General features: G+C 50.1%; 11 protein-coding genes. 8 read left to right on the top strand and 3 right to left on the bottom strand.

What is annotated here, in order from left to right; all coding sequences use genetic code 11:
* Positions 1 to 163: 163 nt before the first annotated feature.
* From ADA01nite_RS08865 to ADA01nite_RS08840, 6 genes are all read left to right on the top strand, one after another.
* Positions 164 to 2,119, top strand: coding sequence for a DNA gyrase/topoisomerase IV subunit B (locus ADA01nite_RS08865; RefSeq protein WP_146809597.1), 1,956 nt, complete (start codon positions 164 to 166; stop codon positions 2,117 to 2,119).
* Positions 2,120 to 2,126: 7 nt separating this feature from the next.
* Entirely contained in the window at positions 2,127 to 4,622 is a 2,496-nt protein-coding gene (gene parC, locus ADA01nite_RS08860; protein WP_146809596.1) for a DNA topoisomerase IV subunit A, read from the top strand.
* Between the two features lie 154 nt (positions 4,623 to 4,776).
* Entirely contained in the window at positions 4,777 to 5,193 is a 417-nt protein-coding gene (locus ADA01nite_RS08855; RefSeq protein ID WP_146809595.1) for a S1 RNA-binding domain-containing protein, read from the top strand.
* A 105-nt stretch (positions 5,194 to 5,298) separates the two neighbouring features.
* Positions 5,299 to 6,219 carry an aspartate carbamoyltransferase gene (gene pyrB / locus ADA01nite_RS08850; protein WP_246147272.1) on the top strand — a complete coding sequence of 307 codons (921 nt, stop codon included), beginning with the start codon at positions 5,299 to 5,301 and terminating at the stop codon, positions 6,217 to 6,219.
* Positions 6,220 to 6,361: 142 nt separating this feature from the next.
* Positions 6,362 to 8,287, top strand: coding sequence for an oligoendopeptidase F (gene pepF / locus ADA01nite_RS08845; RefSeq protein WP_146809593.1), 1,926 nt, complete (start codon positions 6,362 to 6,364; stop codon positions 8,285 to 8,287).
* A 118-nt stretch (positions 8,288 to 8,405) separates the two neighbouring features.
* Positions 8,406 to 8,708: a hypothetical protein gene (locus ADA01nite_RS08840; protein ID WP_146809592.1), complete on the top strand. Its 303-nt coding sequence runs from the start codon at positions 8,406 to 8,408 to the stop codon at positions 8,706 to 8,708.
* A 46-nt stretch (positions 8,709 to 8,754) separates the two neighbouring features.
* Here the strand turns inward: ADA01nite_RS08840 and leuD are convergent, their stop codons facing one another.
* Together leuD and leuC are read right to left on the bottom strand one after the other, a co-directional pair.
* On the bottom strand, positions 8,755 to 9,363 hold the full coding sequence (leuD, locus tag ADA01nite_RS08835) for a 3-isopropylmalate dehydratase small subunit (protein WP_146809591.1): 609 nt from the start codon (positions 9,361 to 9,363) through the stop codon (positions 8,755 to 8,757).
* Positions 9,350 to 10,789 (bottom strand): 3-isopropylmalate dehydratase large subunit, encoded by a 1,440-nt coding sequence (leuC, locus tag ADA01nite_RS08830; RefSeq protein WP_146809590.1) that lies wholly within the window; start codon positions 10,787 to 10,789, stop codon positions 9,350 to 9,352. The genes leuD and leuC overlap by 14 nt, the downstream gene beginning before the upstream one ends.
* Before the next feature lie 336 nt (positions 10,790 to 11,125).
* On the opposite strand from leuC, the gene ADA01nite_RS08825 reads away from it, so the two are divergent.
* Positions 11,126 to 12,019: a LysR family transcriptional regulator gene (locus ADA01nite_RS08825; protein WP_146809589.1), complete on the top strand. Its 894-nt coding sequence runs from the start codon at positions 11,126 to 11,128 to the stop codon at positions 12,017 to 12,019.
* On the opposite strand, the gene ADA01nite_RS08820 is transcribed toward ADA01nite_RS08825, so the two are convergent.
* Positions 12,009 to 13,073 carry a CapA family protein gene (locus ADA01nite_RS08820; protein ID WP_146809588.1) on the bottom strand — a complete coding sequence of 355 codons (1,065 nt, stop codon included), beginning with the start codon at positions 13,071 to 13,073 and terminating at the stop codon, positions 12,009 to 12,011. The two genes, ADA01nite_RS08825 and ADA01nite_RS08820, sit on opposite strands and share 11 nt — an antisense overlap.
* A gap of 197 nt (positions 13,074 to 13,270) precedes the next feature.
* Here ADA01nite_RS08820 and ADA01nite_RS08815 point away from each other — a divergent pair, with 197 nt between their 5' ends.
* Positions 13,271 to 13,687, top strand: a complete 417-nt coding sequence (locus ADA01nite_RS08815) for a DUF2269 family protein (RefSeq protein WP_146809587.1) — start codon at positions 13,271 to 13,273, stop codon at positions 13,685 to 13,687.
* Positions 13,688 to 13,722 lie beyond the last annotated feature (35 nt).

Genomic DNA, 13,722 nt, shown 5'->3' with positions numbered 1-13,722 from the left:
ATTTTCACAGAAAAAGCGAACAAACATTCTTGTTTGATGTATAATAAAAAGGAAAAGGACGGCAGGTAAACTGGCTTATATTGCTTTTCGCGATAAAAACCAGTACATTGAATGAAAGAAACAGGAGGGGAAGGACTTGAGTCGTCAAAACGTATCACCAACCATACCAGCTTATAGCGATGATGATATTCGCGTTCTCAAAGGCCTGACCGCAGTACGTGTCAGACCGGGAATGTACATCGGCTCGACCGGAAGCCGCGGCCTGCACCATCTTATCTGGGAGATCATCGATAACTCCAAAGACGAGGTATTGGCCGGGTATTGCGATACAATTAAAGTTACGATTCACCCGGACGGGAGCATTAGCGTCGAAGATAACGGACGAGGCATTCCGACAGGGATAAACAAAGATGAAGGCATTCCGACGCCAACGGTTGTCTTCACTGTACTGCATGCCGGCGGAAAATTCGGCGACGGCGACGGATATAAAAAATCGGGCGGTTTGCATGGCGTGGGAGCGAGCGTAGTGAACGCGCTGTCTGAATGGCTCGAGGTAGAGATTTATCGTGACGGAAATATTTATCGCCAGCGATTTGAATATGTGGAAGAGGCGGACGGACAATTCAAGGCCGGCCATCCGGTGACCGACCTCGAAATTGTCGGGACAACGCGCAAGACAGGCACCCGCGTTACTTTTATGCCTGACAGGCGTGTTTTCGGCGACACGAACGTCCAATACAGCGTGCTGCGCGAACGTTTGCGCGACAATGCGTTTTTGTTGAAAGGCGTGACGATTCACCTGCGCGACATGCGTCCGGGCGCTCCGGAGAAAGAGGAATTCCACTTCTCCGAGGGAATCAAATCGTTCATCGAGTTTTTGAATGACGGAAAAAACACGCTGCATAATACGGTGTATTTTGAAGGCGAAAAAGAGAACATCGAAATTGAACTGGCGTTCCAGTACAATGACAACACGTCGGAAAATCTGCTGTCCTATGTCAATACGATTCCGACGATCGATGAGGGAACGCATGTATCCGGCTTCCGAAACGCGTTTACGAAAGTGTGCAATGACTATGCGCGCCGTAACAGCATGCTTAAGAAGAATGACAAAAATCTGACCGGCAATGACTACCGGGAAGGGCTGATGGCCGTGCTCAGCATCCGAATGGATGACCCGCAATTCGAAAGTCAGACTAAGGAAAAGCTCGGCAGCGAGGAAGCGCGCTCTGCGGTGGAAGCATTTATCAGCGAGAAGATGAGCTTTTTCCTTGAAGAGAATCCGGACATCGCCAGGCTGATTATCGAGCGGGCGATTGAATCGCGCCGCATTAAGGAAGAAATTAAGAAAGCGGCCGAAGCGCTCCGCAACCCGAACAAGAAAGGCAAAAAGAAAGGCAAACGTACGATCAGCGATAAATATACGCCCCCGAGCAAAAAGGACGCAGAACGCAACGAGCTTTTTATCGTGGAGGGGGATTCGGCGGGCGGTTCAGCGATCAACGGGCGCGACCGCAATTTCCAGGCGGTGCTTAGCCTGCGCGGAAAACCGATTAACGTAGAGAAGAAAAAAATCTATGAAGTCATTGGACCGAACGGCAATGAAGAGATTAACACGATCGTTGAAGTGCTGGGTACGGGAATCGGTGACGATTTCAATGCCAACAAGTGCGCGTTCGACAAAATCATCATTATGACGGACGCCGATTACGATGGCGCTCACATTCAGATTTTGCTGCTGACCCTGTTCTACCGGTACTTCCCGGAGCTTATCAAACGCGGTAAAGTATTTATTGCGCAGCCGCCGCTCTATAAAGTATACAAACAGGGGAAGAAGGGCCAGGAGATGATATACGCCTGGACGGATGAAGAACGAATTGCGGCGCAGAAGAAGTTGGGCAGCCAGGCGGAAATTCAGCGCTACAAGGGACTTGGCGAGATGAACGCCGAACAGCTATGGGATACGACCATGAATCCTGAGACGCGCAAGCTGATTCAGGTGGACCTAGAAGAAGCGGCGGAAGCCGAGCGTATTGTCACCGTTTTGATGGGGGACAAAGTACCGCCGCGCCGCGAATGGATTGAAAGCAACGTGAAGTTTGTTATGGAGGAGGAATAAAGAGTCGATGTCATTGCCGCATGAACAGTACTTGCAGATGAGTGTGCGGGACGTGTATCGCTCGCGGTTCAGCGATTATGCCCGCTATATCATTCTATCAAGAGCCATCCCGGATGTGCGGGATGGCTTAAAACCCGTGCAGCGCCGCGTGCTGTACTCGATGTATAAGGAGAAAAACACTCCCGATCGGCCGTACCGAAAGTCGGCGAAGACGGTCGGGGATGTGATGGGGAATTACCACCCGCACGGCGATTCGTCCATTTATGAGACAATGGTCAACCTTGTGCAGCCGCACAAAATGCGCGAGCCGCTGATTGACGGCCATGGCCACTGGGGTACGATCGACGGCGATACGGCGGCTGCGATGCGTTACACGGAAGCGCGCCTTATGCCGATTGCCATGGAGATGGTCCGCGATATTGAGAAGGATACGGTAGAATTTATCCCAAACTATGACAACACCGCGAAAGAGCCGGTCGTGCTGCCGGCCCGTTTTCCGAATTTGCTTGTCAACGGTGTTACGGGCATCTCCATCGGGTTTGCCACCGAGATTCCGACGCACAACCTGCGCGAAGTTATCGATGGCACAATTGCCCTATTGAATAATCCGGATATTACACTTGATGAGCTGATGAAATACATTCCGGGTCCGGATCTTCCGGGAGGCGGCATCATTCAAGGGAAGGATGAGATTCGCAAAGCGTATGAGAAAGGAGCGGGTCGAATCATTATCCGTGCCAAGACACATACCGAAAACGGCAAGCAGGGCCGCAGGCTCATCGTAGTCGACGAAATTCCTTACACAGTGAAGAAAAAAGCGCTTGTAACGCAAATTGAAGAGGAAATTCTCGAAAAGAACGTAGACGGTCTTATAGAAGTGCGGGACGAGACCGATCGCCAGGGCATGCGCATCGTGCTGGAAGTGCGCAAAGACGCCGATATGGACGGCATCCTGAATTATCTGTTCAAGAAAACCGATCTGCAGATTTCGTATAGCTTTAATATGCTGGTTATCGCCGATGAGCGGCCGCAGCAGCTCGGGCTCAAAGGTATCCTTGATGCGTACATCGTACATCAAAAGGATGTTATCACGAAGCGAACCACCTACGATTTGGAGCGTGCGCAAAAACGCCTGCATATTGTCGAAGGGATTATCAAGGCGATCTCCATCCTGCGCCAGGTCATCGACACGATTATGGACTCGGATGGTCGGGAAGATGCACGGGAACGCCTGATGAAAAACTACGATTTCACATACGAGCAGGCCGAAGCCATTCTCGATATTCGCCTGCACCAGCTGACGCGCCTTGATATTAAGAAGTATGAGAAAGAAGAAAAAGATTTACAGAAAAAGATTACGACTTTTGAAGGCATCCTGAAGAGCGAGAAAAAGTTAAACAAGGTTCTCGAAAAAGAGCTGACCGAAATTCGTGACAAATACGGCAATGAACGCCGCACAGAGCTTGAGGATGAGATTGAAAGCATTGAGGTCGATATCTCCGTTACCGTGCCTGCGGAAGATATCATCGTGACAATTACGGAGGACCAGTACATCAAACGCACCTCGATGCGCTCGTTCAACAGCTCCGGTGCTTCCATTGAAACCACGGGACTCAAAGAGGGCGATACGGTGCGGTATTTCTTCAAAACGAATACGATTCACCAGCTGTTGCTGTTTACGAACAGCGGACAACTCTACCAGTTGCCGATGCACGAAATTCCGGACGGACGCTGGAAAGACATCGGGACAAGCCTGGTGAACGTCGTGTCGCTCGGCAAAGAAGAGAAAATTGTCGCCGCTTATGCAGTGGAGTCACTGGAGCAAATCGCAAACGAGTCGTTCGCGTTCGTGACGGAAAACGGCATGGTCAAGCGAACCAAAGTAGAAGAGTACAGCAAAACGCAGAAAAAACGTGGCATTGTGGCCGTAAAAGTCAAAGACGACGATAAGATCGAGTCTGTGCATTTGTGCCGGGAGGAGCAGGAATTTTTGCTTGTCTCATCCGGTGGCATGGCGATTCGATTTCCGGCATCCGATGTGCCTCTCACCGGACGGAACACGGCCGGCGTACGCGGCATGAAACTTGAAGAAGGCGGACGGATTATAGGCTCGTTCATCCTCTCGCCGGATGCGGAAGATGTACTGCAGATTATAACGAAAGAAGGCGTCGTCAAGCGTACGTTTGCCGCCCAGTTTACGGTACAGGGCCGCGGCGGCAAAGGTGTGCTGATCATTCGGCGCCGCAAAGTGCAGCCGCATGAAGTAAAGGCGGCGTTCCTTGAAGGAGAAATGAAGCACGACTTAAAAGCCCGTACAAGTGCGAATCGCATCATTCCGGTAGACTGGGAAGCGTACCGTCATAGCCTGTCGATTAATGATCAAGGGTCGATCGGGCGGACGATGGTGGCTATGGACACAGGCGAGGAATTGGTTCAAGTATACAGGATCGCGCGGGTAGAAGAAGAGCGCACCGAAGAGACCCCGGAGAATTCTTCTATATAAGCAGGAAAGAGTACCTTTTTGTCGAATTGGGAATACTATAATATAGGAGAGTAGTATGCGTTTTGCCAGCGATTGCGGGATGCAAAGTTCTTTATTATTCTTTTTGTTTCATGTATAGTAATTGTATAGTAAATTCTTTTAGGGGGAACATTTTTTGAGTAACATCGCTGTCGGCAATATTTTAGAAGGTACCGTGGTAGGAGTTCAATCTTTCGGCGCTTTTGTTAATATCGGAGAAAACAAGCAGGGGCTTGTGCATATCTCGCAAATCGCTTCTTCTTATGTAGAAGATATTAACCAGTTTGTCAAAGTTGGCGACAAAGTGACCGTAAAAGTGCTGGAGATTAAAAACGACGGTAAAATTTCTTTAACCATGAGAATTCATGAAGAGAAGAAAGAAGATCGTCGTCCGTTTAAGAAACGCGATGACAATCGGGGGCCGGGTGGACGTTCCCAGGGTCAGGGCGGACGCTCTAGCTCGAAAGAAGATTTCGAGTCGATGATGAAGCGCTGGATGAAAACAAGCGAAGATAAAATGGGCGATCTGGGTAAGCGCGAAAAGAGACGCTGAACTTTTATGCCTATTACCATGGTAAACCAACCACTCTGATGCAGGTCAGAGTGGTTTTCTATGCATAGATGATTTTTACCATACATAGTAAAGGGGAGTTGTATTGTGTCATTATACCATGTATTAGGGGCCAAGCAGTTTACCCGTTCGGTATTGGACGAGATTTTCGAAAATACCCGCCGGATGGAACGCCTGGTAGAAGAGGGCGGCAGCGATCGTTACAGTAATAAGGTGATGACCACGCTGTTTTTTGAACCGAGTACGCGGACGCGTCTTTCGTTCGAATCGGCGATGTCCCGCCTGGGGGGCAAAGTTATCGGTACGGAGAATGCGGCCCAATTCTCGTCCACTATTAAAGGCGAGACGCTCGAAGATACGATTCGGGTTGTGTCCGGCTACAGCGATGTTATCGTTATCCGCCATACCGATATAGGGGCGGCGGAGCGCGCGGCTGCTGTGGCGAGCGTGCCTATCATCAATGCCGGAGATGGTGCGGGCGAACATCCGACACAGTCGCTGCTCGATTTATATACAATCGAAAAGGAACTCGGGCGTCTTGATAACCTCCATATTGTAATGATCGGAGATCTGGCGAATGGCCGGACCGTTCACTCGCTGTCGTATCTGCTGGCCAACTATAAGAACATTCACATTTCATTTACGGCGCCGGAAAACGTGCAAATTCCGACATATGTAAAGAAATACTTAGATCAAAAGGGAATTACGTACGAGGAAGAACACGATTTAGCAAAAGTGGCGAAAACCGCAGACGTACTGTATCAGACGCGCATTCAAAAAGAACGCTTTACATCGTTAGATGAGTACGAAAAAGCCCGCGGCAAGTATATTATTAACCGCGGGCTGCTTTCCATCATGAAACAGGACAGCATTATTCTTCATCCGCTGCCGCGTGCAGGCGAGATTGCGGTGGATGTGGACCAAGATCCACGCGCCGCGTATTTCCGCCAGGCGCAGAACGGACTATTTGTCCGCATGGCCCTTATTGACAAATGTTTTTCCTTTTAAGCTAGCTGACATAGAATAGACGAGAACCGGGGTGCTGCTTTGCATCCCGGTTTTTTCGTGCTTTGTTCATAAAAGAACAATAAATATTTCCCTTCTCTCCTGTAAAAAATATGAAAAACAATTTAGGGAAGAAGGAATAATTATGCACAAACGATTGTTTGTCCCGCTTGTGGGCGTATTGTGCGGAGTGCTGCTGCTCATGAATGACTGGCTGGATTCTCCGGCGCTAAATCCGACCGATACCCTAATAAAAAAAGAAAATTCATCAAGCGTACGGGAAAGTATGGCAGATACGTGGGATGTGACCCGCCTATATCCGAGTGAGGCGGCGTGGAGGGAAGATATCCGCCGTCTGGCAAAAGAAATTCCCGAGCTGTCCGCTTACAAAGGCAAGTTGGAAGATGCCGGGCAGTTGTACACTATGCTAAATAAAGAAGAAAAGATGGCTCGGACACTGGAGAAGGCGTATGTATACGCCCAGCTGAGATTTGATACGAATACGACGGATCCAAACGCCCAGCGGCGGCTGGATGAAGCGAGACAGACTGCGCAGAAACTGGCATTGGTCGCATCGTTTGCCGGCCCGGAACTTGCGGCGTTAAGCGACGCCAGGCTTGCGGAAATGTACCGGCAGGAGAAAAGGCTTGAACGGTATAAACACTACATCAGTGAGCTGCGCAAAGAGAAAGCGCATATTTTGCCTGAGCGGGAGGAGAGGCTGCTGGCATTGACAGGTGAGGCCATGGGAACGGCGTCGCAGGCGTACCGTTATCTGCTGGATGCAGATCTTGTCTTTCCTCCCATTGAAGACGGAAAAGGCAGGAAGATTTCGCTTAACCGGATGAATTATGCCGCACTCATGACGTCTTCCGACCGCGAGCTGCGTCGCCGCACTTTTGAAGCAGTATACGGTACATATAATCAATTTCGGAATACATTCGCCTCGCTTCTGCAGGGCGAAGTACGCAAGCATATCGTCTATGCACGGGCGCGGAATTATCCTTCGGCGCGCTATGCCGCACTGCACACATCCGATATCCCGGAGAATGTATACGACAATTTGATTGCCACGGTGCGCGGTCGTATTCATCTGCTGCATCGGTATGCCACATTGCGTAAGAAATTGCTGGGTGTTACTACCGTACACAAATACGATTTATACATGCCGCTCTATCAAGGAATAAAGAAAGAATATCCGCTGGCAGAAGCGAAGAAGATGGTGCGTGAAGGACTGGCTCCGCTCGGCCCCGAGTATCAAAAGAAACTGGATCAGGCGTTCAAAAATCGTTGGATAGATGTATACAGCCGTAAAGGAAAGACGGGCGGTGCATACCAGACAGCCGTCTATGGATATCCACCGTATGTGCTGCTGAACTATCATGGTCAGCTGGACGACGTGCTGACGATGGCGCACGAACTGGGACATGCCATGCATTCGCAGTATGCCAATGAAGCACAGGATTATCTGGATGCTGAATACGATGTATTCGTAGCGGAAGTGGCATCGACGGTCAATGAATCGCTGCTGCTGCGCGGCTGGATTGCGCAGGCGAAGGACCCGGAAGAGAAGGCGGCACTGTTAAATCGCTACCTGGATGCCTTTCAGAGCACGCTGTTTACCCAGACACTGCTGGCGGAGTTTGAGCGCGATATTCACCGGGCAGCGGAGCGGGGGGAAACGCTGACGGCAGAGTACCTGGCGCAAGAATACCGCAAGCTGGTCGCAGCCTATTACGGACCGGCGCTTACGGTGGACAAACATGTCGGTGTGGAATGGACACGCATTCCGCATTTCTATAAGAATTTTTATGTGTACCAGTACGCGACAGGATTTTCCGCCGCCACCACCCTGGCGGATGGTTTACTGCGTGGAGGCGAGAGAGAGCGGGAGAGGTATCTTGCATTCCTGAAGGCAGGCGGCTCTGTGCCTCCGCTTGAAGCACTGACACAAGCCGGGGTAAATCTGCGTGATCCGCGGGTTGTCTCCCGCGCGCTGGATGTGTTTGAGGAAGCGCTGGGAGAGTTGGAGAGACTTGCGAATGAACTTCCCACACAAAAACAAGCATAATATGATTTGCGGGGAACGGTAGGCGAGAGCCCAATTTGGGCAGGAAAAAGGACATCCGCCCTTTACTTTCATAGTGTAGTAGCATGTAAATATTATTTTGAGAATGTGGAGGGCACTTATGGAGAATAACGAAAACAACCAGCATCCGTCTTTCGCCCATGAATCCTATCCAGCCGATTATTCCGCTTATTCGTATTACGCGCAGCCGGTTTCATACCCATACCATTACGGCTATACGCATGATGAGCGCGGCATTTGGCCGATTATTCCGTTTCTGCTTCTGGCGCCGCTTTTATACAACTACAACAGACCGAAGCCCGTTCCGTATCCGTATCCGGCACCGTATCCATATCCTGCACCCTACCCGTATCCGACTCCTTATCCGCCGTATTATTACGGAGCCAATCGGGAAGAACAATAATTCATGAGAAAAGGACGGGAGTGCAGGCTCCCGTCCTTTTTCGCATTTATTGAGCGATTTTATAATAGCTCGGATAGTTTTTCTCGTATTCGGCAATTTTGTCTTCCTGCATCAGCGTAACACCGATATCATCGAGTCCTTTCAGCAGACATTCGCGGCGGTATTCATCCACGCTGAATGGAATTTCTAGTCCTTGTCCGTCCGTAATCTTGTTGTTTTCTAGATCGACAGTTAACTGATAGCCTTTGTGCTTGGCCACGTTTTGGAACAATTGTTCCACGGTTTCTTCCGGCAGCACGATCGGCAGGATACCGTTCTTGAAACAATTGTTATGGAAGATATCTGCAAACGACGGTGCAATGATCACTTTAAATCCATAGTCGAGAAGCGCCCATGGCGCATGCTCACGGGACGAGCCGCATCCGAAGTTGTTGCGTGCAATCAGGATGTGTGCATCTTTATACTGCGGTTTGTTCAATTCAAAGTCGGGATTCGGGTTTTCCTGTTCATCAAAGCGCCATTCATAGAACAGGAACTGTCCGAAGCCTGTACGCTCGATACGTTTCAGAAATTGTTTGGGAATGATGGCGTCTGTATCTACGTTTACGCGGTCGAGCGGAGCGACCACACTGGTAATTTTTTTAAACGGTTCCATGTGCTTTTCCCTCTCTTTCTTTGACTTCCCAATTACGTACGTCTACGAAGTGACCGGCGATGGCGGCAGCGGCGGCCATTTCCGGGCTGACCAGGTGCGTGCGTCCGCCGCGTCCCTGACGGCCTTCAAAGTTGCGGTTGGACGTTGATGCACAGCGTTCGCCCGGTGCAAGTACGTCCGGGTTCATCGCAAGACACATGCTGCAGCCCGGCTCGCGCCATTCGAAGCCGGCTTCGATGAAAATTTTATCGAGTCCTTCTTTTTCGGCCTGCTCTTTGACCATGCCGGAGCCCGGTACAACCATAGCGTTGACATGGGGCGCTACTTTGTAGCCGTTGGCGATTTTTGCCGCCGCACGCAGGTCTTCGATACGGCCGTTTGTACAGGAGCCGATGAATACGCGGTCGATTTCGATTTCCGTGATCGGCGTATGCGGCTCAAGGCCCATATATGCGAGCGCATTTTGCGTTGCTTTGCGCTCATTTTCCGTTGCAAAATCTTCCGGTGCCGGTACTACACCGCTTATACCGATACCCATCCCCGGGCTTGTGCCCCAGGTTACCTGCGGTTCAATCTCCCGGGCGTTGATTACGACACGGCGGTCGTATTCGGCGCCTTCGTCAGTCACAAGCTCTTTCCAGGCAGAAATGGCTTTCTCCCACTCTTCTCCTTTTGGAGCGAAACGACGGCCTTTAAGATACGCAAACGTTGTTTCATCCGGTGCGATAAGGCCCGCGCGTGCGCCTGCTTCGATGGACATATTGCAGACCGTCATCCGCTCTTCCATGGAGAGCTTCTTAATCGCGTCACCCGTATATTCAATGACGTAACCGGTCGCAAAATCCGTACCCCACTTGGCAATAATGGCAAGGATGATGTCTTTGGCCGTCACGCCGGTTGGCAGTTCACCCTCAACGTGCACTTCCAGTGTTTTCGGTTTCTTCTGCTGCAGGCACTGTGTTGCCAGCACATGCTCTACTTCACTCGTACCGATGCCGAATGCGAGCGCACCAAATGCGCCATGGGTGGATGTATGACTGTCGCCGCATACAATCGTTTTGCCGGGATGGGTGAGGCCAAGCTCGGGTCCCATAACATGGACAACGCCCTGCTCGGGGCTGTCGAGGTCATAGAGTGTGACACCGAATTCTTTACAGTTTGCCCGCAGCGTTTCAATTTGTTGGCGGGAAATCGGATCTTCAATGGGCAGGGAGCGATCCGTTGTCGGTACGTTATGATCGATGGTCGCAAACGTCAAATCCGGCCGGCGTACCTTGCGGCCGGCGAGGCGTAATCCTTCAAACGCTTGTGGTGACGTAACTTCATGCACAAGATGCAGGTCGATGTATAGCAGGCTGGGTTTGTTCTCTTCCGAGTAAATGACGTGGTTGTCCCAGATTTTTTCAAACATGGTGCGTGGTTTCATTCATCTCTCCCCTTTTTGTTTTATTCATTCTATATTTTTTTAAATCTTTATATAAGTTTTAACATAGAAAAAACAAATGTTCAAAGATATAATATTTATAGTTTGCATAGGTTTTTCCTATAAAACAAAAACACCACAGTTTGCCAGCCGCAACCCCGACATGAAAATGATGAGAAGGTCGGCTGACTTTTGTGGTACGGAGGGAAAGAGAGAAGAGAACGAGGAGAGGATTTCAATGGAGAAAAAGGCGAACGCCTTTTTCTATCCTGAATCTTATTTCCTCTTTCCCTTTCTTCTTTCCTCACAATTTTCACAGAAATAAAGAAGGGGATAGAGATGGAATTACGACAATTGCTGTATGCGGTAACGATTGCAGAAGAGAAGAGTTTTTCACGTGCGGCGGAGAGGCTGCATCTCGCTCAACCGTCGCTTAGTCAGCAAATTGCCAAGTTGGAGAAGGAAATGGATATCATTTTATTTGAACGTTCAACAAGCTCCATTCGTCTGACGGACGCAGGTGAGCGGTTTTATGAGTCGGCGGTCAATATTCTTGATTCTGTAGAACGGTTAAAGAAGGAAATGCAGGATATGGCTGAGCTGGAGAAGGGAGGGCTTACAGTCGGTAGTCTGCCAATTACCGGTGCCCATATTTTACCGCTTGTATTGCCGGTGTTTAAGAAAAAGTATCCTGGCATTCAGGTGCGCCTGCTTGAAGAAGCGACGCTGGCGCTTGAGCAACTAACGGCGCGCGGAAAGACAGAGATGAGCCTGCTGTCTTTGCCGATTCAAGATGCGAATCTGGAATGGGAACCGATTCTTGAAGAGGAAATCTGCCTCGCCTTGCCGACGGATCATCCATTGAGCACGCGGGAGGCGGTGGAGATTCGGGAGCTAAAAGACGAGGCGTTTATTATGCTGAAAAAAGGCCAGGGTTTTCGCAACCTGGCCGCAGGATGGTGTGAGGAGGCGGGATTTACGCCGCATGTCGTATTTGAAAGCAGCAACATTGAAACAGTCCAGTCACTCGTAGCGGCCGGTATGGGCATCGCATTCGTGCCAAAAATGGTTACGCGCCTATTCAGGGAAGGACTGCTGCCTAAGTACATAGCATTACGCAATCCGACACCCCGCCGTACGCTGGTTATGGCGTATCGACGAGGCCGCTACCGGTCACGGGCCAGCCGGGCATTTCTTGCGACCGTAAAAGAGGTACTGGCGGCTATGGAGTAAGCGTCCCGTCGCTTTTAACGGTCGCTTTGCGCGAGATTCGGTCCATGAAACGGAAGAACTCCGCTTTTTCGGCACCTTCAATCAGACGGGGTTGTCCGCTTACGATTCGAGCCGGAGTCAGACTTGCTTCTATGCGGTTGCCTCTCACGCTTACTTCGAGAATGGCAGTCTGATTGGAGCGGTCGATCCGGCTGTTGGTAAACACGAAATTGCCGAGCGAGTAGGCAATGAGTTTGCCTTTATACCACTCCACCGGCTGCATAATATGGGAATGATGGCCGACGACCAGGTCGGCACCCGCATCCACGAGCGCATGGCCCATCTCTGTCTGGTACGCTTCCGGCGTGGTCATCCGCTCTTTGCCCCAATGAATGAATACAACGACAATATCGGCTTTTTTCCGTGCCTCTTTGACTTTGCTATACATAAGTCCAGGATCATAGGCGCTGGCCAAACCTGGCCTGGTAGCTCCGGCCATCCAGGAAGTCGAAGGCAGAACACGGCTGTAGTTTAGCAGTGCGATTGTCTTGCCTTTTTTCTTTATGTAGTGAATCTGGGTTGCTTCGGATTTGTCCTTGCCCGCGCCAAGCGGGATCAAGCCGCTTTTCTTAACATAGGCAATGGTGTCAAATAATGAATTCAAACCGAAATCCATTGTATGGTTATTCGCCAGGCCGACCGCGTCAATGCCGCTGTCTGCTATCGCTTTGGCCATCCGCGGATCGGAACGGAAGGTGTATTGTTTATCCTGTGCGCTGCCGCCGGTTGTCAGCGTGGTCTCAAGATTGCCTACGGTAAGATCTGCACGAGATAATACGGATTTTACTCTGGCGAACGGATAACCGGTCCCGTTCTTTTTGATTTGATCGGCAACCGTTCCGGTAAACTGCATATCGCCGACGAAGCTCAATGTAACTTTATCAAAGCTGGTTACCATGACGTCTTGGTTTTTCGTTTTGGCATCGGCCATAAAGGTAAGACTTCCTAACAGCAGGCCAAGGCCGAGTGCGCCTCCTCCAAGCAGCGCTAGAATACGTTTCTTTCTCCCTCTCATCTTTTCGTTTCTCCCTATTATGTATTCCTTATATTTCCTTGTCTACATTCTTGCATCATACCATATTTACGACCGTGAAATAAGTATCAATTGTAAAGTCTCCGTAATTGAGCACATTTCCAGAAATATGCCTAGCCGTCCCGCGCGCCGCATAGTACAATAAGAACAATCAAAAGATAAAGAAAGGGTGGAAGCCGTTGTTCTATGTAGTGCTTACTTTTCATTTGCTGGCGGTAACCGCCAAACTTGCCGTATTGTTCTTGATTCCCCGGCTGAAGGATGTGGAGCAGACCCGGCGCTTTCTCGTTACGTACCGCAAATTGGACCGGACGGCGGACATTGTTTTGTGGGGCACAGGCCTTGCATTCTTCTTTGTTACGTCGTTTCAATATTTGATGCAGATGTGGCTGATTGTTTCAATGCTTCTGTATATGTTCGTATTCTATATGATGAAGCGGTTCTTGATGCGGGGGTTGACAGAGGTGGCGAACAGTCGTAAGATTCACGCCGAGAAAGAATTGAAAACGCTTCGTTTCCAGAATCTCTGTGTTGGCCTGTTCTCCGTGTTTTTAATGGGGTGTATTGCGTTTATGATGATAAACAAGCCGTTTTAAGGGGCGCATGGCATGGAAGACAAAACCACCATGGC

Source organism: Aneurinibacillus danicus (genome assembly GCF_007991215.1).
Taxonomy (GTDB): Bacteria; Bacillota; Bacilli; order Aneurinibacillales; family Aneurinibacillaceae; genus Aneurinibacillus; species Aneurinibacillus danicus.
The sequence above is the reverse complement of the archived record's forward strand: the minus strand, read 5'-3'. Positions and strand labels throughout refer to the sequence as shown.

What these genes read in the sequence shown, in the direction of transcription:
- leuC (WP_146809590.1), bottom strand. Translation starts at nt 10,789, where the DNA reads ATGAAACCACGCACCATGTTTGAAAAAATCTGGGACAACCACGTCATT.
- pepF (WP_146809593.1), top strand. Translation starts at nt 6,362, where the DNA reads ATGCACAAACGATTGTTTGTCCCGCTTGTGGGCGTATTGTGCGGAGTG.
- parC (WP_146809596.1), top strand. Translation starts at nt 2,127, where the DNA reads ATGTCATTGCCGCATGAACAGTACTTGCAGATGAGTGTGCGGGACGTG.
- leuD (WP_146809591.1), bottom strand. Translation starts at nt 9,363, where the DNA reads ATGGAACCGTTTAAAAAAATTACCAGTGTGGTCGCTCCGCTCGACCGC.
- ADA01nite_RS08825 (WP_146809589.1), top strand. Translation starts at nt 11,126, where the DNA reads ATGGAATTACGACAATTGCTGTATGCGGTAACGATTGCAGAAGAGAAG.
- ADA01nite_RS08840 (WP_146809592.1), top strand. Translation starts at nt 8,406, where the DNA reads ATGGAGAATAACGAAAACAACCAGCATCCGTCTTTCGCCCATGAATCC.
- ADA01nite_RS08820 (WP_146809588.1), bottom strand. Translation starts at nt 13,073, where the DNA reads ATGAGAGGGAGAAAGAAACGTATTCTAGCGCTGCTTGGAGGAGGCGCA.